Consider the following 24,440-nt stretch of genomic DNA (forward strand, 5'->3'; position numbering starts at 1 on the left):
AGTGGTGTGTCCGGTTAGGGCCAGTTGATCCACTGGAATAGGTCCAAATATGGACTCATGAAAATAGCCGGACGGTTTTTTCACATAAGGTTCAGCCGGTCACGCCTGCTGGAGCTCAAAAATATCAAGTATCGACAGATGATACTTCTGGTATCATTTTTTCACCTTGGGTGCGCGAGGGGAGGAAACCCGCTCAGCGCTGTTTCAGCGCTTGGGCCAGCAATGCCAGACCTGGTTCAATTCTGGTTGCAGGAATCGAGGAATAGCCAAGCCGGTAAAAATTCTGCTTGCGGTGCTCCGCAGAAAAGAAGGGGGCCCCGGGTTCGATGATCACACTTTTCGCGCGCAGCCGCTCTGCCACTGCAGTGGCGTCAACATCCTCGGGTGCCTGCATCCACAAAGCCGAACCGCCAAAGCTGCCGACGCCGGCAATGGTCAATCCATGCTTGCGGATCGCATCCTCTATAACGGCGCGCCGGTCGTGCAAAACCTTGGCTATGCGCCGGATCTGCGCGTCGTAATGGCCGAGAGAGAGGAAATATGCGACGGTACGCTGGACGTGTCCGGGCGGATGCCGGAGCACGCTGGCCCGCAAGGCGCGGGCCTGGCGGATAAATGGCTCCGAGCCGACCAGATAGCCAAGCCGCAGACCCGGAAAAAGCGACTTGGAGAAACTGCCCGCATAAATCACCCGGCCTTCGGTATCGAGAGACTTAAGTGATGGAGAGGGCGCACCAAGGAAGGACATCTCAAACTCGTAATCGTCCTCGACGATAACGGCATCAATTTCACTGGCGCGCTGAAGCAGTTCTTTGCGCCGTTCCATCGGCATCGTAAAGGTGGTCGGGCTCTGGTGGCTGGGCGTGCAGAAGATAACGTTTGTATCGTCGGGAATGCTTCCGGGAGGGAGGCCGCGCTCATCCACTGGAATACAATCGACCTGGCATCGGGTCTGTACTACCTGGTCGCGCAGAGTGTAGTAGGCCGGGTCTTCCACCGCCGCCCTTCGGCCGCGGTTCAGCAACAATTGGCAGGTGATCCAAAGTGCATTTTGGGCGCCGAGCGTGATCAGGATCTCTTCTGGACGTGCCGTGATCCCGCGCCGTGGCAGTGTGTGCCGGGCGATATATTCGATCAGCAGCGGGTCGTCCTGGTCAAAATAGTCATTGGCCAGTGCAGAGAAGTCTTTTTGTCCCAATGCACGCAGGGCGCAAAGCCGCCAGTTGGCGTGGTCAAAAAGCGAGGCGTCTGCCTGGCCATAGATGAAGGGATAACGGTATTCGCGCCAGTCCTGCGGTTTGCGCGGGGTGTCGCCGCCGGTGAAGCTGCGTGCCATCACCTTGCCCCAGTCAAGCGTATCGCCAGTTTTCTGCTGCGGCGTATAGGAGGGCGGCACCGGTGCATTGTCAGAGACAAAATACCCGGACCGCCCGCGTGAGGTGAGGTAGTCATTGGCCAGCAATTCAGTGTAGGCCAGCGTGACAGTGATCCGGCTGATGCCCAGGTGTGCTGCCAGCTTGCGCGAGGACGGCAGTTTCTCCCCAACCCGGAAGCGGCCGGACAGAATGCCTTCGGCAATCATTTCCTGGATCTGGGCCTGCAAGGTTCCCTGGGCGTCCGGGTTCAGAAAGAAGGTGTCAACTGAGATGGCCATGCAGGCCACCTTAGGGTGGACCTAAACGGGGCGCAATCTGGACTTAGGGCCAGTTTGGAGGAATCTGCAGCTTGCTCTGGCTGGCGTGCGGTGCCAGCGTGCCGCCATGTTTAAATTCCTTGGCCATCTGGCAATCGTTGTTCTTTTGACACTTCTCACTCAGCTCGGGGGGATTGCCTGGCTTGGGGCACTCTTGTTCCGCCGCAGGCTGGTGCCGTTCGTTTTGCTCTACGCGGGTCTCAGCCTGTCCGCCACTTGGGCTGCGCCGCAATTCGGGCGGGTTGCCCTCAGTTGCTGGGAAGATAGCTCCCTGCAAGTGCAGTCCTGGCTCTATTGCGCGATGAACCGGAACTACGTGTCGCCGGAATTGGCGGAGGTTCTGCAGGACACGGCAGCAGCGGTGGACGCAGACTATCCGGGCACTGTCACGCAGGTTCTTGATGCGAATTTTCCGTTCGTTGCCGGCTTTCCGCTGCTTCCGCACTTGTCCCACCATGATGGCCGCAAGGCGGATCTCGCTTTCTTCTATGCGGATGCAACCGGTTTCAGGCCCAAGGCTACCAGGTCTCCGATCGGCTATTTTGCCTTTGAGCAGGGGCCGTCGGAGTGTCCCGGTGCCTGGTTTACTCTGCGCTGGGATCTTCAGGTGCTGCAGCCGATGTGGCGGGAATTGTATATAGACACGGATCGCACCCGCCGCCTGCTGCAGGTTTTGATGGCAGACGGCAGGGTTGAGAAGGTTTTTCTGGAACCGCATCTGCAGGAGCGGCTGGGATTGCGTTCCAGCAAGCTGCGTTTTCAGGGCTGCCGTGCAGCACGGCATGACGATCACATCCATTTGCAGGTTTCGATAGGCTAGCGGTGTTCTCCTCTTGCAATGCGCTTTTATAACTATAAAACTAGTTATATCGAATCAAGTAGGGGTTGGATTCATGGAATGGGAAGAGGCTGCACAGGGCTTTGCGGCCATGGGGTCCGAAGCAAGGTTGCAAGTGCTGCGATGCCTGATACGCGCAGGCGATCACGGGCTGACTGTTGGGGAGATCCAGAGCCGCACCGGCATTGCGCCCTCGACGCTGGCGCATCATCTGAAGTTCCTAGCTGCAGCAGGGGTGGTGGTACAGGCGCGCGAGGGGCGCAGCACCTCCTGCCGGGCCGACTACAAACGGCTGGAAGCGCTGGCCGGCTTCATCTTGCAGGAATGCTGCGCGGATGCAGGCAAAAAGGGGACAAGCGATGGCTGATCTGACACAAAGCCCCCGCCGCGCGAAGTTGTTGGGCAACGGGCTGAAGACGCCCTGGGCTCTGAGCATTGCTCTGCTGGCAGGCGCTGCTGTCCTTGATCCGGGCAACTTCCGTTCTGTTCTGGAGTTTGCCCTCACAGCGTTGGGCAGTACGGCCCGCTACATCCTGTTTGCTGTGCTGCTGCTCGCCTATCTCAAGGCGACGGGCGCAGAAATGATGGTTGCCCGTGCCTTTGAGGGCCGTGAAACTAGGATGATATTCCTCGCCGCGCTGTTTGGCGGGCTGGCGCCGTTTTGCTCTTGCGAAGTGATCCCGTTCATTGCCGGGCTGCTGGCGCTGGGCGCGCCCTTGTCGGCGGTAATGGCCTTTTGGCTGTCCTCGCCGCTGATCGACCCGCCGACGCTTTTAATCACCGCAGGGGCTTTGGGCTGGCCCTTCGCTATCGGTAAGGCGGTGGCTGCCGTTGCGTTGGGGCTGTTTGGCGGCTTTGCCATCAAGCTGCTGCGGGGGCAGGGTGTATTCACCAATCCGCTGCGCAAGCAGGAGACCCAGAGCTGCTGCGGCTGCGGCGGGCCAAAGCCGGATTCCAAGCCGAGCTGGCGCTTTTGGACCGAGGGCGACCGCAGGGTGAAGTTCCGCGAAGAGTTAGTCTCCAATGGGCTGTTCCTGCTGAAATGGCTGGCCCTGGCCTATGTTCTGGAGTCGCTTCTGGTCCACTATGTTCCGGCCGATGTGATCGCCGGGCTGGTGGGAGGTGAAGGTGTTCTGCCGATTGCCATTGCTGCACTGGTCGGCATGCCAGCCTACCTTAACTCCTATGTCGCGCCACCGCTGCTGGCGGGATTGATGGAGCAGGGAATGAGCGCAGGTGCGGCCATGGCATTTATGGTGGCGGGTGCAGTCAGCTCTGTTCCCGCCATGGCGGCGGTCTGGTCGCTGGTGAAACCGAAGGTTTTTGCAGCCTATCTGAGCCTGGGCGTGAGCGGTGCCGTGCTGTCGGGTATTCTGTTCCAGCTGGTTTGAAGTGGGCGGAGGGCAGGGCTCTCCCGCCTGCTGAGAAGCAATCGAAGACTGCAGTTTGCCCGTTGGGCCAGGCGCCGTGCTTTCGCGCGGCGCCGATAGTCATTACTCAATAGCCTGAGGTGGACTGTGGTGCCGTCCAGAGGCCACTCCCGATTTTTGTTTGAAGAAATCGCGTCAAGGATGGGCCGTTTGGCAGCCGGACCTCGCGCCCCCTAAACCGGCGGCACGAAATAAGAAAACGCCCCGGACAATCCGGGGCGCAGTTTGTTCGTCCAACAGGGAGAGGTTGTCAGCCGAAAACTTTGGTCAGAGCTTTGTCGACCGCATCGCAGATCGCATCGATGTCGTCCGCGGTGGCGATCAGCGCCGGGCTGAAGCACAGGGTGTTGTTGCGGCCCGGGAGCGAGCGGTTGGTGACGCCGATGATCACACCCTGCGCTCCGCATTCCGCGACGACCTGCTGGGCCAGCTTCTCGTCCACCGGCTCCTTGGTATCGCGATCCTGCACCAGCTCGGCACCCAGGAACAGACCCTTGCCGCGTACATCGCCGATCACGGCGTGCTTCTCTTGCAGCTTGCGCAGGTTGTCCAGCATCCGCTCGCCCATGGCTGCGCAGTTATCCAGCAGGTTTTCGTCCTCGATGATCTGCATGTTCACCAGCGCCGCTGCGGGGCCCGCGGTGCAGCCGCCGAAGGTGGAAATGTCGCGAAAGTAGTTCATCGGATCGGAGGTGTCGTCCTTGAACATCTCAAAGACTTCCTCAGTGGTAACCATACAGGCAATCGCCGCATAACCGGAGGCCACACCTTTGGCCATAGTCACGAAATCGGGCTTGATGCCGTACTGCTGATAGCCGAACCATTTTCCGGTACGGCCAACGCCGCAGACAACCTCGTCGATATGCAGCAGCACATCGTACTTCTTACAGATCTCCTGCACACGCTCCCAATAGCCTTCCGGCGCTTCGATCACGCCGCCGCCCGCGGTCACCGGCTCCAGGCACAGGGCACCAACGGTTTCCGGGCCTTCCCGCAGGATGACTTCTTCGATGGCGTCAGCAGCGGCGATGCCGAATTCGCGGCCCGAAAGATGCTCCAGGCCCAACTCATGCTTGCGGTATTCCATGCAGTGCGGGACGCGGACAAAGTCGGGTGCAAAGGGGCCGTACTGAGCGTTGCGCTCATCCTGGCCGCCTGCCGACATAGTTGCCAGGGTGGAGCCGTGGTAATCGCGGTCGCGGTACAGGATCTTGGTTTTCTTGCCGCCATATTTCTTGTGGGCGATCTGGCGGACCATCTTGAAGGCCTTCTCGTTGGCCTCGGATCCGGAGTTGGTGTAGTAGACGCGGGTCATGCCCGGCATCTTGGAGATCAGTTTCTCTGCAAACAGCGCGCCGGGGATGGAGCCCGCGGAGTTCGCAAAATAGCAGACCTTCATCAGCTGGTCGTATACCGCCTTGCAGATGTTCTCGCGGCCGTAGCCGACGTTGACGGTCCAGACCCCGCCGGACACAGCATCCAGGAATTCCTTGCCGTTCTGATCCCAGACGCGCATGCCCTTGCCCTCGACAATGATGCGCGGGTCGGAGGATTCCAGCGCCTTGTGCTGGAACAGGTGGTGCCACATGTGGGCCTTGTCGGCCTCGACCACACGGGAGAGATCGTTTTCGTTGAACGTGCCGTCCATGACATGTCCTTTCGGCGTTAGAAGTGAATCAGGCTGCCTGGCACCCTACAGGGCTACTGAGGCGTATTATGTACCAGAAACGTCAGATTCCGAGAATTCGTTAGGGCCAGAGCATGTGCTTGCTTAGGTCCAGAGGTTGCATGTTCAGCTTGCGTCGGCAAGGCGTCGCCGGATGTGCTCTGCTTCAGAACAAATGTTCTGGAGTTGTGATGTTGAGATTGCTTGTGCTGATAGCCCAAGGTTCCGTCGGCCGTGGCCTGCATCGCGGCAGGACTTGCTGCATAGGAGGCAGACAGTGGCAGAGTACAAATTGATGGTTGCACCGAATGGCGCCCGGCGCACACGTGCGGATCATCCGCAACTGCCGGTGACGCCCGAACAGACAGCACAGGCCGCCGCCGCTTGTTTTTCCGAGGGGGCCAGGGCTTTGCATTTACATGTGCGGGACGCTGAAGGGCGCCATTCACTGGACGCAGGCCGCTACCGTGAAGCCCTTGATGCAGTGCGGGAAAGCGCGCCGGCAATGGCGGTGCAGATCACCACGGAAAGCGCCGGGCTTTACAACGTGGAGGACCAGTTCACCTGTCTGGACAAGCTGCGCCCTGCAGCGGCCTCTGTCTCGGTGAGGGAAATGGCCCGGGACGCGGAGCTTGCCGCGCGCGCCTATGCCCTGTGCGCGGAAGCAGGCACGGAAGTGCAGCATATCCTGTACGGTCCGGACTGCATCGCCCAACTGCGCGCCTGGTACCAGGACGGCACCGTTCCGGGTGTCATGCGCGATGCGATCTTTGTTCTGGGCACGTACAGCCCGCCTGTTCTGGCGAAGCCCAGGGGGCTCGCGGCCTTCCGTGACGCTGCGGCGGATATGCGTCTCAACTGGACTGTCTGTGCTTTTGGCCGGCATGAACGCGCCTGCCTGCTGGCTGCAATTGCTACGGGCGGGGATGCGCGAATCGGATTTGAGAATAACATCGAAACACCAGAGGGCGGGCTTCTTGCAGATAATGCAGCCTCGGTCGCCGCCTTCGTTCAGGCCGCAAAGGCCCAGGGCCATACGCTCAAGGAGTGCTGATCATGAGTCATGTCTTTCCCCGCCACACCAAAGCCAGCCTGCCCACTGCTGTTGCAGGCGACGGTTGTTACCTGATCGATGCCAGCGGCAAGCGCTATTTCGACGGCTCCGGTGGCGCGGCGGTCTCCTGCCTGGGCCATTCCGACGCCGATGTGATCAAGGCAGTGCAAGAGCAGGTTGGCAAATTGGCCTTTGCCCATACCGGTTTCCTCACCTCGGAACCGGCGGAAGAGCTGGCGGACTTGCTGGTGGCCAACGCGCCGGGAGATATCGATCGGGTCTATTTCGTCTCTGGCGGTTCCGAGGCGACCGAGGCGGCAATCAAACTTGCCCGCCAGTACCACCTGGAGCGCGGCGAGCCGCAGCGCCGCCACATCATTGCCCGCAAGCAAAGCTACCACGGCAACACTCTCGGTGCCTTGGCAGCAGGCGGCAACGAGTGGCGCCGCACGCAGTTTGCGCCGCTCTTGATCGAAATTTCCCACATCTCGCCTTGCTACGAATATGTGGGCAAGGCGGAAGGCGAGAGCAGCTATGACTATGGCCAGCGGGTTGCCAATGAGCTGGAGGCGGAAATTCTCCGCCTCGGCCCGGAAACCGTTATGGCCTTCATGGCGGAGCCGGTGGTTGGCGCCACCTCTGGCGCGGTGCCGGCGGTTGAGGGCTATTTCAAGCGTATCCGCGAGATCTGTGACAAGTATGGTGTGCTTCTGATTCTTGATGAAGTGATGTGCGGCATGGGCCGCACCGGCCATCTCTTTGCCTGCGAGGCCGACGGTGTGGCGCCCGATATCTTGTGTATCGCCAAAGGTCTGGGCGCAGGTTACCAGCCGATCGGAGCCATGCTTTGCACCAAGAGAATCTACGAGGCGATTGAGCACGGTTCCGGCTTCTTCCAGCACGGGCACACTTACATCGGCCATCCGGTGGCGACCGCTGCGGGTCTGGCTGTGGTCAAGGCAATGCTGGAGCGCGGGCTGGTGCAGCGTTGCGCCGAGATGGGAGAGAAGCTGCAAGCCGCGCTGGAGGAGCGCTTTGGCCAGCACCCGAACGTGGGCGACATCCGCGGTCGCGGGTTGTTTCGCGGAGTGGAGCTGGTCGCGGACCGCGAAACCAAAGCTCCCTTTGATCCGGGGCTGGGTTTGGCTGGGAAAATCAAAAAGGCAGCGTTTCAGGCCGGCTTGATCTGTTATCCGATGTCCGGCACCCGCGACGGCCGGAAGGGCGACCACATCCTGCTTGCACCGCCCTATATCATCACCGGCGAACAGATCACTGAGGTGGTGGACAAGGTGGAAACGGCGATTGCTCAGTGTCTTCCTGCGGGCTGATCTTTGAGCACTAGGGAGCGGCCTGACCGATAACCGGGCACCGCGGTCAGGAGAACGGGTTCACTGTGTGCCCGAGCTGCTCAAGGATATTGGCGTAATTCTCGACGCCTTGCGCTCCGGTCACCAGATGGCGGCTATCGAACACCATCGCAGGCACGCCGCGGATGCCTTGCTGCACCCAGAAAGCCTCTCGCTGGCGCACGCTGTCCGCGTGTTTGCCGCTCTCCAGGGCCGCACGCGCATCGGCGCCATTTAGGCCGAGGCTCTGGGCGGTCATTACCAATACCTCTGGATCAGAGATATTCTTGCCATCAGTGAAGTACGCGCTCAGCAGCGCCTGCTTCATCTCGTGGCCGTTGCCCTGTCCCTCGGCCCATTCGATCAGCTGATGCGCCTGAAAGGTGTTGTAGATCCGCATGCCGTCAAAGAAGCGGAAGGTGAAACCCAGCGCTTCGCCCATTTCAGTCAAACTCGCGCGCACTTGCGCGGATTGTTCATCTGAGCTGCCGTATTTTGCGGCCAAGTGCTCGCGCAGGTGCTCGCCCTCGGTCGCCATGTCCGGGTTGAGTTCAAACGGCTGCCAATGGATATCCAATGCCACCCCGGCGCGGCGGGCGGCAAAGGCGAGCTGGCTGTAGCCGACAGCACACCAAGGGCAGACGACATCCGAGACAATATCGACTCGAAGGGCTGGTGTTGTACTTGTTTCTGTCATCCGGCTGGTCCTTGGGGATTCAGTGCATTCAGAACACATGGGAAGCAAAACACGACAAAGCAACCGTCTCAGTAACTGAAACAGTCAGAGCTGATGAAACTGAGCTCAGTCGCAGTGCTAACATTTATTATTGACGGAACCGGTGACGGCTTCACTGTTGGAAGCAGTGAACTACGGCTATAGTGAAGGATCCGAAATGAGCATGACAAAGGACTGCTTCCGGGCCTTTCCCCGTGCCCCTCTGTTGGTTCAGCCGACCCCGCTGGAAAGGCTGGACCGGTTGTCGCACGAGCTAGAAATCGATCTTTGGATCAAGCGGGACGATCTGACAGGGCTCAGTTTCGGCGGAAACAAAACACGCCAGCTGGAATTTTATCTGGGGGCAGCGCTAGCGGACCAGGCGGATACTATCCTGATTACCGGCGCTGTTCAGTCGAACTTTTGCCGAACAGCTGCTGCGGCTGCTGCAAAACTTGGGATGCGGGCCATTCTTCAGCGAGAAGAGCGGGTGCCAGGGATGGACCCACTCTATTACAGATCCGGCAATATTTATTTGTCGGACATTCTGGGTGCGGAAAGCATTAGCTATCCGGAAGGCGAGAATGAAGCCGGAGCCGATGCAGCCCTGGAGGCGCAAGCAGAAGAGCTGCGCAAGGCGGGCTGCAATCCTTACATCATTCCTCTGGGTCTTGGGCATCCACCCCTAGGCGCCTTGGGCTATGTCCTGGCGGCAGAGGAACTTGCTGCGCAGATCGGCAGCTTTGATGCGGCTGTGGTACCTTCTGGAAGCGGCGCAACCCATGCCGGCTTTCTGATAGGAACACGCCGTGCCGGCATCACCGCACCGGTTTACGGCATCTGTGTTCGCAGAAATGCACAGCTGCAAAAAGACAGGCTCGAACAATTGACGCAAAATCTGGCAGATCTGATGAATGCACCGCGCCCATTTGGAAGCGAGGACATCCTCACTTGGGATGGTGCGCTCGCCCCCGGTTATGGACGGGCCGGGCCGGCCACGCGCGCCGCGTTACAGCGCATGGCAATAACAGAAGGAATCCTTCTGGATCCGGTTTACTCCGCCAAGACGTTTGCCGGTCTGTTAGGGCTGCTGGAAACGGGTTCTATCGCCAAAGGGCAAAAAGTGCTGCTGCTGCACACAGGAGGGTTACCGGCGCTATTTGCCTATCAGAATGAGCTTGGGTTCGGGCACGGCAGCACCTGCTGATCCTGTCCCGTGCGATCTGCCGCAGGGAGAAAAATGTTCACGTTTGACCCAGCGTGGCCGCGTCGCAAGCCAAGGCTTCAATCGCGCTCCAATTGTGCGCCTGGACCAGGTCACTGGGAGCAACCCAGCTGCCGCCGGCACAGACTACATTGCCCAGGCTCAGGTAGTTTTCGGCATTGGCGGGGGTAATACCGCCAGTGGGGCAGAAGGAGATTTGCGGCAAGGGCGCGCCGATTGCCTTGAGTGCGGGCGCGCCGCCGGAGGCTTCGGCCGGGAAGAACTTCAGCATGCCGTAGCCGCGGGCTAGCAGCCGCATTGCCTCAGTTGCGGTGGCAGCGCCGGGCAGGAGCGGCAGGCCGATGGATTCGCAGGCATCCAGAAGGTAATCCGTGGCGCCGGGCGAGACACCGAATTGGGCGCCGGCCTCCTTGGCGGCCTCGGCGTCCTTGGGGGTGATCAGCGTGCCGGCACCGACAATGCCGCCTTTCACCTTTGCCATTTCGCGGATCACCTCTAGCGCCGCGCCGGTGCGCAGGGTGACTTCCAGTGCGGGCAGCCCGCCTGCCACGAGTGCTTCGGCAAGCGGGCGGGCATGGGCCGCGTCCTCCACCACCAGCACCGGCATCACGGGCGCCATCGCGCAAATCTCGCAGGTGCGTAGGCTGGCGTCCTGAGGGGTAATCCGCATCATTCAAACTCCAAATACGCTGGCGCCTTCGTCGGCTGAGGCAACCGAGCGGCGGAATAGGGAAAACAGCTCGCGGCCGGTGCCGTGCTGATATGCGCTGAGGTCGGCAGTGGCCGGTTCGCGTTCCATTGCGCCTTCTGTCAGGACTTCGAGCGTGCCGCGAGCGGCATCGAGCCGCAGAACGTCGCCGTCCCGGATCCGGGCAATCGGCCCGCCATCCAGGGCTTCGGGCACCACATGGATCGCCGCCGGGATTTTGCCGGAGGCTCCGGACATCCGCCCGTCAGTAACCAGCGCCACCTTCTGGCCGCGGCCCTGCAGGATACCAAGGAACGGCGTCAGGCTGTGAAGCTCCGGCATGCCGTTGGCCTTGGGGCCTTGGAAACGCACCACCACAATCACGTCGCTGGTCAGTTCACCGGCTTTGAACGCCGCTTTGGCCTCTTCCTGATCATGAAAGACCCGGGCCGGAGCTTCGACCAGCTGATGCTCTTTCGCGACTGCCGAGACTTTGATAACAGAGGTGCCCAGATTTCCGGTCAGCCGCTTGAGCCCGCCGGTCATCTGGAATGGCGCTTCGGCAGGGCGCAGTACCGCGTCGTTCAGGCTTTGCCCTGGGCCCTGGCGGTAGGTGAGCCCGTCCCCTGACAAGAACGGCTCCTGTGTGTAGTGCTCCAGCCCTTCGCCTGCGACCGTCCTGGTGTCCGGGTGCAGAAGGCCCGCCTTCAGCAGCTCGCCGATCATGTAACCAAGTCCGCCTGCGGCGTGGAAATGGTTCACGTCGGCCAACCCGTTGGGATAAACCTTGGCCAGCAGCGGCACAGATTCCGAGAGATCCGCAAAGTCCTGCCAGTCGAGGAGGATGCCGCCCGCCCGCGCCATGGCGATCAGGTGGATCAGCAGGTTGGTTGAGCCGCCGGTTGCCATCAGCCCGACGATGCCATTGGCATAAGCTTTCTCGTCCAGAACCTCGCAGACCGGGGTGTAGTTGTTGCCAAGGGCGCTGAGCGACAGCGCCCTCTTGGCGCCCTCAACCGTAAGGGCTTCACGAAGGGGGGTGCCGGGGTTCACGAAGGACGATCCAGGCAGATGCAGTCCCATGAACTCCATCAGCATCTGGTTGGTGTTGGCAGTGCCGTAGAAAGTGCAGGTGCCGGGGCCGTGGTAGGCCGCCATCTCTGCCTTCAGCAGCTCCTCGCGGGTGACTTCCCCGGCGGCAAATTTCTGGCGGATATGCGCCTTCTCGTCATTGGCCAGGCCGCTGGTCATCGGCCCTGCAGGCAGGAATACCGCCGGGATATGGCCAAAGGCTTGGGCGCCGATAACCAAGCCGGGCACAATCTTGTCGCAAACACCGAGGAACACCGCGGCGTCGAACACATTGTGGCTGAGTGCGACGCCCGCAGCCATGGCGATCGTGTCGCGGGAAAACAGGCTCAGCTCCATGCCGGCCTCACCCTGGGTGACACCGTCGCACATCGCCGGCACCCCGCCCGCCACCTGCGCGGTGCCGCCTGCCTTGCGCACTGCGTCGCGGATAAGCGCAGGATAGGTCTCAAACGGCTGATGCGCCGACAGCATGTCGTTATAGGCGGTGACGATTCCCAGGTGCCCAGTTGAGGCTTCCGCCAAAGCCTGCTGGTCCGCACCAGTGGCAGCGTAGGCATGGGCCTGGCCGGAGCAGCTGAGATGGGCCCGGGCCGGGCCTTTGCCTTGTGCCGCACGCATCCTGTCCAAATAGGCGGCGCGGGACGCCTCGCTGCGGAGGATGATACGCTCTGTCACGGCGGCCAGTGTGGAATGAAGGGTCATGTGGTGCCTTTGCTGCAAACTGCGGTGGCGAAAGGGAGGGCGGCCATATTACGCTCCGACGCTGCGCCAGCGGCGGCCGTCACGGTGGATCAGCAAGAGTGAGTCATCGGGACCTGAACTGCCGCTGTCATAGGATTGCGGGGTGTCGCCTGTGTCCTGCCAGCCGGCGATGATCGGGTCGGCCCAGGCCCAGGCGGCCTCGACCTCGTCGCCGCGCATGAACAGGGTCTGATTCCCACGGATCACATCCATAATCAGGCGTTCATAGGCATCTTGCGGGCGTCCCGATTCGGCCAGCTCGTCGGCGAAGGTCATGTCCAGGTTGGCACCGGTAAGCCGCATGCCGCCGGGGCCGGGATCCTTGATGGTGGTCTTCAGGGTGATACCCTCATCCGGCTGCAGCCGGATCACCAGCACGTTGCCGTGCACTGTTCCCGAGCCTTCGAAAATGTTGTGCGGCGGGTCGCGGAAATAGACGGCAATCTCGCTCACGCGCTCGCGCAGGCGTTTACCGGTACGCAGATAGAAGGGTGTGCCGGCCCAGCGCCAGTTCGCTACCTCCACCTTGAGCGCGATATAGCTTTCGGTGCGGCTGGCAGTGTTGCCGGCATGGTCGCGGTATCCATCGCTGTCTTTGCCGCCGTTCCTGCACCGGTACTGGCCGCGGGCAATGCTCTCCTGCGGCACCGGGCGCAGCGCCTCGATCACTTTGACTTTCTCATCCCGCACCGCGTTGGGGGTGAACTGCGCCGGCGGTTCCATTGCGGTCAGGCAGAGAAGCTGCATCAGGTGGTTTTGTACCATGTCCCGCATGGCACCGGATTTGTCATAGTACTCGCCGCGACCTTCGACGCCGATGCTTTCGGCCACGGTTATTTGCACATGGTCGATGTGGGAGGAATTCCAGAGCGGCTCGAACAGCGAGTTTGCGAAGCGCAGCGCCATCAGGTTCTGCACCGTCTCCTTGCCCAGGTAATGGTCGATCCGGTAGATCTGCTGCTCCTCGAAGTGTTCCCTCAGTGCGGCGTTAAGAGCTTGGGCTGAGGCCAAGTCGTGTCCGAAGGGCTTTTCCAGAACAATGCGGCTTTCGGGCGAAGCAATACCTGTTTCGCTAAGGCGGCGAGCAATATCTGTGAACAGAGACGGGCCAACAGACAGATAGAAAGCGCGCACTGCATCGTCGCGTAGTTTTTCGTGAATCTCATCCCAGCCTGCGTCGCCACGTGCATCCACGGCGGCATAGTCAAGAAGCGCCGTGAAAGCAGCGATTTCGTCTGGTGTGGTTTCTACATCCTGGCCGAACTCGCGGATCGCATTTGCGGTTTGGTTGCGGAACTCTTCTGCCGTCAGCTCGCTGCGGGAACTGCCGATAATCCGGCAATTGCTGCTGAACTGACCAATTTGAAAACGGTGGAACAAGGCCGGTAAAATTTTGCGGCGCGCCAGGTCGCCAGTCGCGCCAAACAGCACGAGGTCAAAAGGGGCAACTGGAATGACGCGGGAAACCATTGATTTTACATCGCTGTTCCATTGGGGCCGCAAAGCCAGACCATTGTGCCGCCTGGAACAGTGCAATTCAATTCCTGCCGCAGGAATTGGGCCGGTTAAAGTTGCGTTATCGCTAACATGGCTTAAGGTGGAGAGCTACAAAAATCTTCAGAATTCGCAGACAGCATGTTTGACCGGTGAGGGGCTTCACTGGGTTGGAAATTTGATCAAATCTTGCCGGATCAACTGGCGGCAGCTAAGCATGTCGATAAGTAAGCAACCTCTGCTCTGAAGGAGATTCCATGACCCCGCTTGCAGGCCTGAAAGTGGTTGAACTCGCCCGCATCCTTGCCGGCCCCTGGATAGGTCAGTCGTTGGCAGATCTAGGTGCAGAAGTGGTCAAGGTGGAAAGCCCGGATGGTGATGACACCCGTACATGGGGCCCTCCATTCATTGAGCGGGACGGCGAGAAGACGGCCGCCTACTTCTATGCTGCTAACCGGGGAAAGGACTGCGTGACCGCAGATTTCCGCACCGAAGAGGGCAAGCAGACAGCATTGGAATTGATAGAGGATGCGGACATCCTGATCGAGAATTTCAAAGTTGGCGGGTTGAAGAAGTTCGGGCTGGACTACGATAGCCTGTCGAAGATCAATCCGCGGCTGATTTACTGCTCAGTCACCGGTTTTGGCCAGGACGGGCCTTATGCGGCGCGGGCAGGCTACGATTTTTTACTTCAGGGGATGTCGGGGCTGATGTCGATCACCGGAGAGCAGAATGGCCAGCCGCAAAAAGTGGGTGTGGCGATCACAGATATTGTCACGGGGCTGTACGGCACCATCGGCATTCTGGCCGCAGTTGAGCAGCGTCACACCACGGGCCGCGGGCAGCATCTGGACATGTCGCTGCTGGATTGCGCAACGGCTTTGCTGGCGAACCAGGCAATGAACTATCTGACGACCGGGGAAAGCCCAACCCGGCTCGGCAACGACCACCCGAATATCGCACCCTATCAGGTGATGGCCGTAAGCGATGGGCATGTGATCCTGGCGGTGGGCAATGACGGTCAGTTTCAGCGGTTGTGCGATGTGCTGAAGCTTGCTGAGGCTAAGGCAGATGCACGGTTCCAGACAAATCAGCTGCGAGTGGCAAACCGCAGGGAGCTGACTTTGATCCTTGAGGCGTCGCTGGCCGAATGGACGCAAGCGGGGCTATTGGAAGCAATGGAGGCGGCAACTGTGCCTGCCGGGCCGATCAACACAATTGGCCAAGCGTTCGAAGACCCGCAGATTAGGCATAGAGGGATGCAAATCGCCCCGGAAGGGGTGCCAGGGGTGCGGGGGCCATGGAAGTTTTCCGGTGCTGACTTGGCTCTTGAGAAATCTGCACCCAAATTACCGAAATAGCGGTGTTATCTTCGCTCACACATCTGCACGCCGGCGCTGCAAACATTGGGCTTGACCAGTGGAAGTTTTCGCGAATTGAAGCAGGATCGCATACATATGCTTGCAAATGCTAACACGTGCTAACTTTCCCGGAATTACAGATTAGTTGAATGTGCAGGCAAGGCCGACGTCGAATTAAAGCTAAAGGACACCGCAATGCCGGGTGCATACCGCATCATTGAAAACAATTGGATTACTCTGCCCGACGGTCGCAAGCTCGCTGCTCGTATGTGGCTGCCGAAGGGCGAGGGGCCGTTTCCGGCGATTCTGGAATACCTTCCCTACCGAAAGCGTGACGGCACTGCCCCCCGGGATGAAACAACGCATACGGTCTTTGCTGCTGAGGGCTATGCATGTGTACGGGTGGACATAGCGGGTACTGGAGACAGTGAGGGAGTTTTCGATGATGAGTATTCGGAACAAGAACTGAGCGACGGCGAGACACTCCTTGAATGGATTGCATCGCAGGACTGGTGTGACGGCAAAATTGGCATGATCGGCATCAGCTGGGGCGGCTTCAATGGCCTTCAGCTGGCATTCCGCCGCCCGGCGGCGCTGAAGGCGGTGGTTTCCGTTGCCTCTACCGTCGACAGGTATGCCGATGACATTCATTACATGGGTGGGTGCCTGCTGAGCGACAATGCCAACTGGGGCAGCCAGATGTTTGCCTACCAGTCGCGCCCAGCGGATCCGGAGCTCCGGTCGGACTGGCGGGATGACTGGATCAAACGTATCGAGGGGATGCCCTTCATGGCGGCGGAATGGCTTCGTCAGCAGGTGCGTGGAGATTTTTGGAAACACGGCTCGGTCTGTGAGGAATGGTCCGCCATTCAGGCACCGGTGCTGGCGATTACCGGCTGGGCCGACGCCTATGTAAACGCACCGCCGGCGTTGGCGGCCAACCTGACGGTGCCCGCCAAGGCAATGATAGGCCCCTGGGAGCACCGCTATGCCCATATTGCCAAACTGGACCCGGCAGACTTCCACGGTGAGGTGCTGCGCTGGTTTGGTAAGTGGCTGAAGGGCGAAGAGACTGGTGCGGAGGAGTTGCCGGACTATCGCGTCTATATGCAGGAGCATTTCAACCCCACCATGCAGAACAAGCCGCGGCAGGGGCGCTGGGTGGCAGAGGCCGCGTGGCCATCGCCCAACGTGCAGGACCGGGTGATGCATCTGGGCGCAGGCGTTTTGGCAGAGGCGGCGGCAAGCGGAGCTTTGGCTGTCCGCAGCCCGGCGACCGTAGGGCAGGCCGGCGGCTATTTCTGCCCGGGCATGCGGTTTGACAACGAACTGGCGGGGGATCAGGCGGAGGATGACAAGCTTTCAGCCTGTTTCGACACCGCGCCCTTGGAGGAGACGTTGGAAGTGCTGGGCCGTCCTCGGGTTAAAGTGGCGTTCAGTGTTGACAAGCCGGTTGCGCAGCTGGTGGCGCGGCTTTGCGATGTCTCGCCAGAGGGTGTCTCGCAGCGGATCAGTTTCCGGCCGCTGAACCTCACGTGCCGCAAGGGTTTTGAGGCGCCGGAGAAGCTGGTGCCTGGTAAACGCTATGAGGCGGAGATCGAGCTGAATGAATGCGCCCACCGCCTAAAACCGGGGCATCAGCTGCGGTTGGCGCTGTCGACGTCTTACTGGCCGATTGTCTGGCCCGCGCCGGAAGCGGCGGAGGTCAACCTGCATCTTGAGGGCTGCCAGCTGGTGCTGCCGGAACGCCGTGTGTCCGAGGAGATCGACCCGCAAGAGCCCGGCGCGCCGCGGGACTATCCGGTGTTGCAGGCGGAGCAGCAGCGCAAGGCTTCCGGCACGTCAAAAACCTGGACGCGTGAGGATGGCGTGCTGGTGCTGGACACCTTTGACGACTACGGAAAGGCGGTAGACCCGTATCATGGCATGTGCGTGGGCAGCCATGTAACCATGCACTACGAGGTGCATCCCGATGATCCTGCTACAGCGGCCTTTGCCAGCGATTGGAGCTTCGAGTTTGAACGCAATGGCTGGCATGTCTCAATTGACACCGAAAACAGGATGACCTGCGACCGGGCAAATTTCTATCTTTGGCGCAGGGTCACCGCCTATGAAGGTGCAAAAAAGGAAGAGGTTGTAACCAAGGAATGGCGTGAGGTCATTCCCCGCGGAGTGCTTTAGGCTCAGGCAGGCCGCGGGGCAAATGCGGGCTTGCGGTGCAACGCCTGCACTGCAAGCCTGACGTTCAGAAATCGAGGCCCAGATCCAGCGTGCGTGCCGAGTGAGTGAGCGCGCCGGAGGAGATATAGTCGACACCCGTGGCGGCAACCTCGGCGATGCGATCCAGTCGCATGTTGCCGGAAGCTTCGGTCACGACGTGATCCTTGGCCATTTCCACTGCTTTGACCAGTGTAGGCGTTTCCATGTTGTCGAGCAGCACAACATCGGCACCGCCGGTGGCGATCACTTCAGAGAGCTGGTCCAGGGTGTCGACCTCAATTTCCACTTTCATCATATGACTGACGCTGGCCTTGGCGGCTTCCAGCACCGCCTTGACCCCGCCCGCCGCAGCGATGTGGTTGTCCTTGATCAGGATCGCGTCTGACAGGCCAAAGCGGTGGTTGTAGCCGCCTCCGTGCAACACCGCCTGTTTTTCGGCAATACGCAGGCCCGGGGTGGTCTTGCGAGTGCAGGTGATGCGGGTGGCGGTGCCCTTGGTTTGCGCTGCAAAGGCCGCGGTCAGGGTGGCGATACCCGTCAGCCGGCCGGCAAAATTCAGCGCCACACGCTCTCCTGACAGGATTGAGGCGGCAGAGCCTTCGATCGTCATCAGCGTGTCGCCTTTCCGACAAGGGCTGCCGTCGGCCAGAAGCGTTTCGACCTTCAGCCCGGCATCCACCAGGTGAAAGGCGATTCGGGCAATCTGCATACCGGAGACCACACCGTCCTCGCGTGCGTTCAGCCGGGCCGAATAGCTGGCAGAGGCCGGGATCACCGCGCGGGTGGTAATATCGCCGTTCTGGCCCAAGTCCTCCATCAGCGCAGCGCGCACTATCGGCTCCAGGATTAGGTCGGGCAGAGTGGCGAATTGAGTGCTCATGACAGCTCCTTTGCGGCCTTGGCGCGGATGGCAAGAGCCTCATTCAGGGTAATGCGGGTGCGGTGTGCCTGCTCGGGGTCGGCTTCGGGAAAGTCGTCGCGGAAGTGACCGCCGCGGCTCTCCTCGCGCCGAAGTGCGGCGGCGGTGATCAATGTGGCGGTTGCGCACATGTTGGTGAAGTTTTCGTCCGCCGACTGTTCGGCCTCAAGTCTGGCAATGGCGGCAAGCGCCTGTTTCAGGCCATCGCCAGTGCGGCGCACGCCGGCATGGGTGGTCATTGTTTCCCGCAAGTCTTGCAGCGCGGCCGGGTCCAGATCCTTGCCACCTGCAGAGAAGCTGGGGACGACCTCTTCCGCCTCTGCAGGAGTGTACATAGACGCCATGTCCCGGGCTGCATTGCGGGCATAGACCAGAGCTTCCAAGAGGCCGTTGGAAGCGAGCCGGTTGGCACCGTGAAGCCCGGTTGAAGATGCCTCACCACAGACCCAGAGGTTTGCCAGGCTCGTGCGGCCCTTCATGTCCGCATCGACCCCGCCCATGTGGTAGTGAGCGGCGACGGCGACGGGAATCGGCTCTTGCACCGGGTTGATGCCAGCGCGGGCGCAGGTTTCCGCAACCGTCGGGAAGCGGCTCAGAACCTCCGCGCCCAATGCCTCGCGGGTGTCGAGCATCGGGCGGCGGCCTGCTTGTGTTTCGGCAAAGATGGCGCGAGCGACAATGTCACGAGGGGCCAGTTCGGCATCCGGGTGCTGCGACAGCATGAAACGCTCGCCCTCCGCATTGACCAGCACCGCGCCTTCGCCGCGCAGGGCTTCGGTCGCCAGCGGCGCCGGGTCCTCGCCGATGTCAAAGGCGGTGGGGTGGAACTGGACAAACTCAGGGTCGGCAATGCTGGCGCCGGCGCGGGCGGCAAAGCCGATCACTTGGCCGCGGATGCGGGGCGGGTTGGTCGTGTGGGCATAAAGACCGCCTGAACCGCCACCCGCCAGAAGCACGCCTGGGGCCTTGATCAGCATTGGGGCGGAAGGCGTGCCCGCACGGTTGATCCAGATGCCAGAGACAGCACCACCGTCGGTTTCCAGGCGCACGGCTTGAGTATTTTCCAGAACCTGTACAGAGGGAGCGGCCCGCACGGCAGCGATCAGCGTCTGCATGATTTGCCCGCCGGCCTGGTCACCCTTCACCCGCACCACGCGGGCAGCGGAGTGTGCGGCTTCGCGGCTCATCACGTAGTTACCGTGCGCGTCGCGGTCGAAGGGGGCGCCAAGTTCGGTGAGGTCGATGATATGCTCGCGTGCAACCCTGGTGACCATTGCTGCCACCTCAGGGTCCACCGTGCCTGCCCCCGCCTGCAAGGTGTCTTCGGCGTGCGCTTCTGGGGTGTCGTGACTGGCCATGGCAGCTGCAACGCCGCCCTGGGCCCAAGCGGAGCTTGCGCCTTCCCCCAGCAGTTCCGGGGAAATCACCAGAACCGGCCGCGGTGCCAGTTCAAGCGCCGCATAAAGTGCGCCAAGGCCTGCGCCGGCAATGACGATACGGCTGGTTTCGATCACGGATCAGATGCCTAGCTTTTGCGAAAGGTCGATCATCCGCTGAACTGCGACACGGGCCTTGTCAGCCACTTCCGGGTCGACTTCGACCGGCTCGGTCATGGTGTGCAGCGACCAAAGGATTTTCTCCAGCGTGATCTTCTTCATGTAGGGGCACATGTTGCAGGGGCCGACAAACTCCACTTCGGGCAGCTGGTCCGCGATATTTGAGGCCATCGAGCATTCAGTGATCAGGAGCGCCTTTTCCGGCTTCTCGTCGGTCACGTATTTGACGATGCCACTGGTCGAGCCGGAGAAGTCGGCCTCTGCCACCACGTCCGGCGGGCATTCCGGGTGGGCGATCAGCCGGGTGCCCGGGTTCCATTCGCGGAAATCCCGCAGGTCCTTGGCGGTGTACTGCTCATGCACAATGCAGGAGCCCTCCCACCAGACGATGTTCTTTTCCGGAACCTGCTGGGCAATGTTCTGGGCCAGGTACTGGTCCGGCGTCATGATGATGGTGTCTTCCTCCATCGCGGCAACGATCTGCGCCGCGTTGGAGGAGGTGCAGCAGATGTCCGAGGCGGCTTTCACCTCGGCTGTGGTGTTCACATAGGTGACCACCGGCGCGCCGGGATAGCGGCGGCGCATTTCCGCGACGCCTTCGGCGGTAATGCTTTCTGCCAGCGAGCAGCCTGCCTCCATATCCGGGATCAGCACGGTTTTCTCCGGGCTCAGGATCTTGGAGGTCTCGGCCATGAAATGCACACCGCATTGCACGATCACGTCAGCCTCAACCCGTGTCGCTTCGATTGCCAATTGAAGGCTGTCGCCGACCACGTCCGAGATGCCGTGATAGATTTCTGGCGTCATGTAATTATGCGCCAGAATCACCGCATTGCGCTGCTTTTTAAGCTCCAGAATCGCTGCAACATAAGGTGCATGAGTGGCCCATTCGATTGGGTTCACCACGCGGTCCATGCGGGCGTAGATATCTGCCATCTGTTCGGCCAGGGCCGGGTTGGGGGCCAGATCGTAATGGTTGGCGAGCTGATCCCGCATGGATTGCAGGTCGAACATGGTGTATCCTCAAGGTTGCGTCTGGGGTGACACTTTGGGCGGGGGTTGTTTCATGTTCATATCATCCGCGCAAGCGCGTGTGAGCGGAAACGGAGCCAAATGCGGTGATTTGGCGCTAACAGGCGGCATCTCAGGGAAGCCGTTATTTCTCAGATGGGTATTGGCAGCATGATTTTCCAGCCGGATTGCCGTTTTTGGCTGTCCCGGCGTCCTCTCCTGTGATTTGGAGCCGCGCAAAGCCATGTTAAACCGGGCCGGTATCTTTAGGGCCAAGGGTGAGTGACCGGACGCGATGAATGATCTGTGGGCAGGACTAAGCCAGGCCTTTTGGCTGCTGGTGACGCTGGACGCGGATCTGGTGGAGATCACCTTACGCTCCTTGCGGGTGACGCTGACCGCACTGGCTATTGCCTGCGCCATTGCGCTGCCGCTGGCGGCCTTCCTTGCGGTGCGCCGGTTCAGGATGCGGCGCGCCACGATTGCGGTGCTGAATGCGCTGATGGGGCTGCCGCCTGTTGTGGTCGGGCTGGTCGTGTATGTGTTTCTGTCCCGGGCCGGCCCGTTCGGTGTCTTCGGCCTGTTGTTCACCCCCACTGCAATGATCATCGCCCAGGTGATCATCGTGGTGCCGCTGGTCGCTTCGGTTGCGCATCAAAGCTTGCGCGAGCTGTGGAGCGACTATCACGACCTGCTGATCTCGATGAACGCGACCCAGCTCCAACGGATCCAGGCGCTGTTGTGGGATGGGCGGCGGGCGCTGCTGACCGCGGCTCTGGCAGGCTTTGGCCGCGCGATCGGCGAAGTGGGCGCGATCATGGTGGTCGGCGGAAACATAGACCACGCAACGCGGGTGCTGACCACGGCGATTGCGCTGGAAACCGGCAAGGGCGAATTTGCAATGGCGCTTGGGCTGGGCTTCGTGCTGATTGCGCTGGCGATTGCGGTCAACCTGGCAATCCACTGGCTGGGCCGCACTGAGAGCGAGGGGCGCTGGTGATGCAGATGTTCCCGCTGAAGGCCACAGGCGCCCAGGTGCGCCGCCGCGGCAAGGTGCTGGTCGGCCCGGTCGACCTGACGCTGGGCGGGCAGGGCACCTCGATCATCATTGGTCCGAATGGCGCAGGCAAGACCACGCTGCTCAAGATGCTGCATGGCATCGTGCGGATGAATGGTGGCAGCCTGAATTGGGCTTGCCCGCTGGACGAGGCGCAAAAACATCAGGCCTTTGTGTTTCAGACCCCAGTAATGATGCGGCGTTCGGTGATTGACAATATCGCCTACCCGCTGCGGCTGACGGGCTTGAGCCGCCGCCAGGCCCGCTCGCGGGCTGCGGATTGGGCGGCCCGTGTCGGCCTAGGCGAAATTCTTGAACGTCAGGCCACCATGCTGTCAGGCGGGGAGCGGCAAAAGCTGGCGCTGGCCCGCGCGCTGGTACGCGAGCCGCAGGTGTTGTTCTTGGATGAACCCTGCGCGGCGTTGGACGGCCGGGCCACCCGAGAAATTGAAGAAATTCTGGCACATGCCGCCGGCAGCGGCACCCGGCTGATCATGTCCACCCACAACATGGGCCAAGCCCGGAGGCTGGCGGATGAAGTGATTTTTGTCTTGCAGGGCCGCATCCACGAATTCAGCCCGGCAGCAGAGTTTTTCGCCGGGCCTGAAACAGCGCAAGCGCGCGCATTTCTGAATGGAGATATTGTCGAATGAAACGTCTGATTTTGGGCGCCGTTGCCTCTTTGGTCTGGGCTGCGGCGGCGCTGGCGGAAGAGATGAAGATGGCGGTGACCACCTCTTTCCACAATTCCGGGCTGGCTGAGATCCTTCTGCCGGAGATCAAGAAGGACCTGGGGCTGGATGTGCAGCTGCTGGTCGTCGGCACCGGCCAGGCGATCCGTCTGGGGGAGGCAGGCGACGTAGACGCGATCCTGGTGCATTCAAAGAAGGCCGAGGAGAAATTCCTGGAGGGCGGCAACGGCACCCACCGCCGCGAGATCATGTATAATGATTTTGTTTTCATCGGGCCTGAAGGCGATGCAGCAGGGATCACTGGCACCGAAAATGCAGCCGGTGCTTTGCAAAGGATTGCCGGGACAGAGGCGGCTTTTGTCAGCCGCGGCGACGACAGCGGCACGCACAAGAAGGAGCTAAGCCTCTGGAAGGCCGCAGGGCTGGAACCCGAAGGTTTCGGTGAGTGGTACCGTGCTGTTGGCGCGGGTATGGGGGCAGCGCTGAACACCGCTGCGGGCATGGACGCCTATATCATGTCGGACCGCGCCAGCTGGCTGAACTTCGGCAACAAGGGCGGTCTAAAGCTGCTGTTCGCCGGTGACCCGGTGCTGTTTAACCAGTATGCCTATATCCCGGTGAACCCGGAGAAGCATGGCCATGTGAAGAATGGCCTGGCAATGCAACTGGAGGAATGGCTGGTCTCGGACAAGGCCAGGGAGCTGATCAACGGCTACCAGATCAATGGGGAAACGCTGTTTGTCTTTAACGCCCAGCAGTGACTTGATCTGATCTGGATAAACGGAGCCCCTGCCTTTGGCGGGGGCTTTTCTTGGTGCTGATGGAAAGCGCCCTCAGCTTTCGCCGCCTACCGTGAGCGTCACCCGGTCGCCGGCAAACCAGGTGCGGCCGAACTCGACAGGGCGCCCCTGCGGATCCGCATTGACGCCTGTTGTGCGCAGGATCGGGCTGCCTTCGGAGATCCTGAGGTGCAGGGCCTGAGTGGCCGTGGCAAGCTTGGCGGTGATCCGGGTCTCGATCCGGGTGTAATCCTCAACCCCGCACTTCTGCAGCGCCGCGGTGACCGAACGCTGCTCCTGAAGGTGGCCGAGGATGCCGGGAAAGCGGTCTGCCGGAAAGATGCTTTGGAACAGGGCAATGGGCTGACCGTCCGCCAGTGACAATCCGTCATAGACATGCACCTCGGCGCCCGGGTCCAGATGCAGCGCCTTGGCCTCGCGGGCGGATGCCGCACGGGTTTCTAGCGTCAGGATCTGCTTGGCTGGGCTGCGGCCCTCGCGTGTCAGGTTCTGGTGGAACCGCACACGCCTGCCAATCGGGTAATCGGTCGGCTTCGCCGCCACGAACACCCCCGCGCCGCGGCGGGAATGCACGAGGCCCTGTTCGCTCATCTCCGCCAGCGCCCGGCGAACCGTATGGCGGTTCACGCCGAACCGGGTTGCGAGTTGTGCCTCGGCAGGTAGCTTGCCACCGGTTTCATAACGGCCCTGCGCAATGTCGTCGGTCAGGGCAATGGCGATGGATTTCCAAACGGGGGTGCGGGCCATGTCACGGAACTTTCACAACTCCTGGATTGCGCCGGTCAGGGCGACTCAGGTAACATTTGTCTAGTTGTATAGGTAATATAGACAACCTAGCC

The 24,440-nt window shown here is 60.9% G+C and carries 21 protein-coding genes; 11 read left to right on the forward strand and 10 right to left on the reverse strand.

Going from position 1 to position 24,440, the window contains the following annotated elements; all coding sequences use genetic code 11:
- Positions 1 to 193: 193 nt before the first annotated feature.
- The gene (gene pdxR / locus RA24_RS11310; protein ID WP_019297252.1) at positions 194 to 1,654 is read right to left on the reverse strand and encodes a MocR-like pyridoxine biosynthesis transcription factor PdxR; all 1,461 of its coding nucleotides are present in this window, start codon (positions 1,652 to 1,654) and stop codon (positions 194 to 196) included.
- A gap of 106 nt (positions 1,655 to 1,760) precedes the next feature.
- Here pdxR and RA24_RS11315 point away from each other — a divergent pair, with 106 nt between their 5' ends.
- The 3 genes from RA24_RS11315 (at position 1,761) to RA24_RS11325 (ending at position 3,922) form a co-directional block, all read left to right on the forward strand.
- The gene (locus tag RA24_RS11315; protein ID WP_039191564.1) at positions 1,761 to 2,513 is read left to right on the forward strand and encodes a hypothetical protein; all 753 of its coding nucleotides are present in this window, start codon (positions 1,761 to 1,763) and stop codon (positions 2,511 to 2,513) included.
- A 73-nt stretch (positions 2,514 to 2,586) separates the two neighbouring features.
- Entirely contained in the window at positions 2,587 to 2,898 is a 312-nt protein-coding gene (locus RA24_RS11320) for an ArsR/SmtB family transcription factor (protein WP_019297250.1), read from the forward strand.
- On the forward strand, positions 2,891 to 3,922 hold the full coding sequence (locus tag RA24_RS11325; RefSeq protein ID WP_019297249.1) for a permease: 1,032 nt from the start codon (positions 2,891 to 2,893) through the stop codon (positions 3,920 to 3,922). The genes RA24_RS11320 and RA24_RS11325 overlap by 8 nt, the downstream gene beginning before the upstream one ends.
- A 289-nt stretch (positions 3,923 to 4,211) precedes the next feature.
- Here RA24_RS11325 and RA24_RS11330 read toward each other — a convergent pair whose 3' ends face one another.
- Entirely contained in the window at positions 4,212 to 5,609 is a 1,398-nt protein-coding gene (locus RA24_RS11330) for an aminotransferase family protein (protein ID WP_019297248.1), read from the reverse strand.
- Between the two features lie 295 nt (positions 5,610 to 5,904).
- Here RA24_RS11330 and RA24_RS11335 point away from each other — a divergent pair, with 295 nt between their 5' ends.
- The gene (locus RA24_RS11335) at positions 5,905 to 6,681 is read left to right on the forward strand and encodes a 3-keto-5-aminohexanoate cleavage protein (RefSeq protein ID WP_019297247.1); all 777 of its coding nucleotides are present in this window, start codon (positions 5,905 to 5,907) and stop codon (positions 6,679 to 6,681) included.
- A gap of 2 nt (positions 6,682 to 6,683) precedes the next feature.
- Positions 6,684 to 8,012: an aspartate aminotransferase family protein gene (locus RA24_RS11340; protein ID WP_039191566.1), complete on the forward strand. Its 1,329-nt coding sequence runs from the start codon at positions 6,684 to 6,686 to the stop codon at positions 8,010 to 8,012.
- 46 nt (positions 8,013 to 8,058) lie between these two features.
- Here the strand turns inward: RA24_RS11340 and RA24_RS11345 are convergent, their stop codons facing one another.
- Entirely contained in the window at positions 8,059 to 8,727 is a 669-nt protein-coding gene (locus RA24_RS11345) for a DsbA family oxidoreductase (RefSeq protein WP_039191569.1), read from the reverse strand.
- A gap of 166 nt (positions 8,728 to 8,893) precedes the next feature.
- On the opposite strand from RA24_RS11345, the gene RA24_RS11350 reads away from it, so the two are divergent.
- On the forward strand, positions 8,894 to 9,952 hold the full coding sequence (locus RA24_RS11350; RefSeq protein WP_241480935.1) for a D-cysteine desulfhydrase family protein: 1,059 nt from the start codon (positions 8,894 to 8,896) through the stop codon (positions 9,950 to 9,952).
- 37 nt (positions 9,953 to 9,989) lie between these two features.
- Here RA24_RS11350 and eda read toward each other — a convergent pair whose 3' ends face one another.
- The 3 genes from eda to zwf are packed head-to-tail and all read right to left on the reverse strand — an operon-like array spanning position 9,990 to position 13,961.
- Positions 9,990 to 10,640: a bifunctional 4-hydroxy-2-oxoglutarate aldolase/2-dehydro-3-deoxy-phosphogluconate aldolase gene (gene eda / locus RA24_RS11355; protein WP_039173949.1), complete on the reverse strand. Its 651-nt coding sequence runs from the start codon at positions 10,638 to 10,640 to the stop codon at positions 9,990 to 9,992.
- Between the two features lie 3 nt (positions 10,641 to 10,643).
- Entirely contained in the window at positions 10,644 to 12,452 is a 1,809-nt protein-coding gene (gene edd, locus RA24_RS11360) for a phosphogluconate dehydratase (protein WP_019297242.1), read from the reverse strand.
- A gap of 48 nt (positions 12,453 to 12,500) precedes the next feature.
- Positions 12,501 to 13,961 carry a glucose-6-phosphate dehydrogenase gene (gene zwf / locus RA24_RS11365; protein ID WP_039191572.1) on the reverse strand — a complete coding sequence of 487 codons (1,461 nt, stop codon included), beginning with the start codon at positions 13,959 to 13,961 and terminating at the stop codon, positions 12,501 to 12,503.
- Between the two features lie 281 nt (positions 13,962 to 14,242).
- Between zwf and RA24_RS11370 the strand changes: the two genes are divergently transcribed.
- Both RA24_RS11370 and RA24_RS11375 read left to right on the forward strand, forming a co-directional pair.
- The gene (locus RA24_RS11370; RefSeq protein WP_039191574.1) at positions 14,243 to 15,346 is read left to right on the forward strand and encodes a CaiB/BaiF CoA transferase family protein; all 1,104 of its coding nucleotides are present in this window, start codon (positions 14,243 to 14,245) and stop codon (positions 15,344 to 15,346) included.
- A 195-nt stretch (positions 15,347 to 15,541) separates the two neighbouring features.
- On the forward strand, positions 15,542 to 17,527 hold the full coding sequence (locus RA24_RS11375; RefSeq protein ID WP_019297239.1) for a CocE/NonD family hydrolase: 1,986 nt from the start codon (positions 15,542 to 15,544) through the stop codon (positions 17,525 to 17,527).
- Between the two features lie 64 nt (positions 17,528 to 17,591).
- Here RA24_RS11375 and nadC read toward each other — a convergent pair whose 3' ends face one another.
- Genes nadC through nadA form a run of 3 tightly spaced genes read right to left on the reverse strand, consistent with a single transcriptional unit; the run spans position 17,592 to position 21,055 of the window.
- Positions 17,592 to 18,446 carry a carboxylating nicotinate-nucleotide diphosphorylase gene (nadC, locus tag RA24_RS11380; RefSeq protein WP_039191576.1) on the reverse strand — a complete coding sequence of 285 codons (855 nt, stop codon included), beginning with the start codon at positions 18,444 to 18,446 and terminating at the stop codon, positions 17,592 to 17,594.
- Complete coding sequence (locus RA24_RS11385) at positions 18,443 to 19,999, reverse strand: L-aspartate oxidase (protein WP_039191577.1); 1,557 nt, start codon at positions 19,997 to 19,999, stop codon at positions 18,443 to 18,445. The genes nadC and RA24_RS11385 overlap by 4 nt, the downstream gene beginning before the upstream one ends.
- 3 nt (positions 20,000 to 20,002) lie before the next feature.
- Complete coding sequence (gene nadA, locus RA24_RS11390) at positions 20,003 to 21,055, reverse strand: quinolinate synthase NadA (RefSeq protein WP_039149506.1); 1,053 nt, start codon at positions 21,053 to 21,055, stop codon at positions 20,003 to 20,005.
- Between the two features lie 292 nt (positions 21,056 to 21,347).
- On the opposite strand from nadA, the gene RA24_RS11395 reads away from it, so the two are divergent.
- Genes RA24_RS11395 through RA24_RS11405 form a run of 3 tightly spaced genes read left to right on the forward strand, consistent with a single transcriptional unit; the run spans position 21,348 to position 23,562 of the window.
- The gene (locus RA24_RS11395; protein ID WP_039149502.1) at positions 21,348 to 22,052 is read left to right on the forward strand and encodes an ABC transporter permease; all 705 of its coding nucleotides are present in this window, start codon (positions 21,348 to 21,350) and stop codon (positions 22,050 to 22,052) included.
- Positions 22,052 to 22,762: an ATP-binding cassette domain-containing protein gene (locus RA24_RS11400; protein WP_039191579.1), complete on the forward strand. Its 711-nt coding sequence runs from the start codon at positions 22,052 to 22,054 to the stop codon at positions 22,760 to 22,762. The genes RA24_RS11395 and RA24_RS11400 overlap by 1 nt, the downstream gene beginning before the upstream one ends.
- A complete protein-coding gene (locus RA24_RS11405) occupies positions 22,759 to 23,562 on the forward strand; it encodes a substrate-binding domain-containing protein (RefSeq protein WP_039191581.1) in 804 nt (267 codons plus the stop codon). Before RA24_RS11400 ends, RA24_RS11405 begins: the two co-directional genes overlap by 4 nt.
- Positions 23,563 to 23,634: 72 nt before the next feature.
- On the opposite strand, the gene phnF is transcribed toward RA24_RS11405, so the two are convergent.
- Complete coding sequence (phnF, locus tag RA24_RS11410) at positions 23,635 to 24,348, reverse strand: phosphonate metabolism transcriptional regulator PhnF (RefSeq protein ID WP_039191584.1); 714 nt, start codon at positions 24,346 to 24,348, stop codon at positions 23,635 to 23,637.
- Positions 24,349 to 24,440: the final 92 nt, after the last annotated feature.

Source organism: Leisingera sp. ANG-M6, from assembly GCF_000813905.1.
Taxonomy (GTDB): Bacteria; Pseudomonadota; Alphaproteobacteria; order Rhodobacterales; family Rhodobacteraceae; genus Leisingera.

Excerpts from the sequence above, each read along its gene's own strand:
- pdxR (WP_019297252.1), bottom strand. The coding sequence starts at position 1,654 with ATGGCCATCTCAGTTGACACCTTCTTTCTGAACCCGGACGCCCAGGGA.
- RA24_RS11315 (WP_039191564.1), top strand. The coding sequence starts at position 1,761 with ATGTTTAAATTCCTTGGCCATCTGGCAATCGTTGTTCTTTTGACACTT.
- RA24_RS11320 (WP_019297250.1), top strand. The coding sequence starts at position 2,587 with ATGGAATGGGAAGAGGCTGCACAGGGCTTTGCGGCCATGGGGTCCGAA.
- RA24_RS11325 (WP_019297249.1), top strand. The coding sequence starts at position 2,891 with ATGGCTGATCTGACACAAAGCCCCCGCCGCGCGAAGTTGTTGGGCAAC.
- RA24_RS11330 (WP_019297248.1), bottom strand. The coding sequence starts at position 5,609 with ATGGACGGCACGTTCAACGAAAACGATCTCTCCCGTGTGGTCGAGGCC.
- RA24_RS11340 (WP_039191566.1), top strand. The coding sequence starts at position 6,684 with ATGAGTCATGTCTTTCCCCGCCACACCAAAGCCAGCCTGCCCACTGCT.
- RA24_RS11345 (WP_039191569.1), bottom strand. The coding sequence starts at position 8,727 with ATGACAGAAACAAGTACAACACCAGCCCTTCGAGTCGATATTGTCTCG.
- eda (WP_039173949.1), bottom strand. The coding sequence starts at position 10,640 with ATGCGGATTACCCCTCAGGACGCCAGCCTACGCACCTGCGAGATTTGC.
- edd (WP_019297242.1), bottom strand. The coding sequence starts at position 12,452 with ATGACCCTTCATTCCACACTGGCCGCCGTGACAGAGCGTATCATCCTC.
- zwf (WP_039191572.1), bottom strand. The coding sequence starts at position 13,961 with ATGGTTTCCCGCGTCATTCCAGTTGCCCCTTTTGACCTCGTGCTGTTT.
- RA24_RS11370 (WP_039191574.1), top strand. The coding sequence starts at position 14,243 with ATGACCCCGCTTGCAGGCCTGAAAGTGGTTGAACTCGCCCGCATCCTT.
- RA24_RS11375 (WP_019297239.1), top strand. The coding sequence starts at position 15,542 with ATGCCGGGTGCATACCGCATCATTGAAAACAATTGGATTACTCTGCCC.
- nadC (WP_039191576.1), bottom strand. The coding sequence starts at position 18,446 with ATGAGCACTCAATTCGCCACTCTGCCCGACCTAATCCTGGAGCCGATA.
- nadA (WP_039149506.1), bottom strand. The coding sequence starts at position 21,055 with ATGTTCGACCTGCAATCCATGCGGGATCAGCTCGCCAACCATTACGAT.
- RA24_RS11395 (WP_039149502.1), top strand. The coding sequence starts at position 21,348 with ATGAATGATCTGTGGGCAGGACTAAGCCAGGCCTTTTGGCTGCTGGTG.
- RA24_RS11400 (WP_039191579.1), top strand. The coding sequence starts at position 22,052 with ATGCAGATGTTCCCGCTGAAGGCCACAGGCGCCCAGGTGCGCCGCCGC.
- RA24_RS11405 (WP_039191581.1), top strand. The coding sequence starts at position 22,759 with ATGAAACGTCTGATTTTGGGCGCCGTTGCCTCTTTGGTCTGGGCTGCG.
- phnF (WP_039191584.1), bottom strand. The coding sequence starts at position 24,348 with ATGGCCCGCACCCCCGTTTGGAAATCCATCGCCATTGCCCTGACCGAC.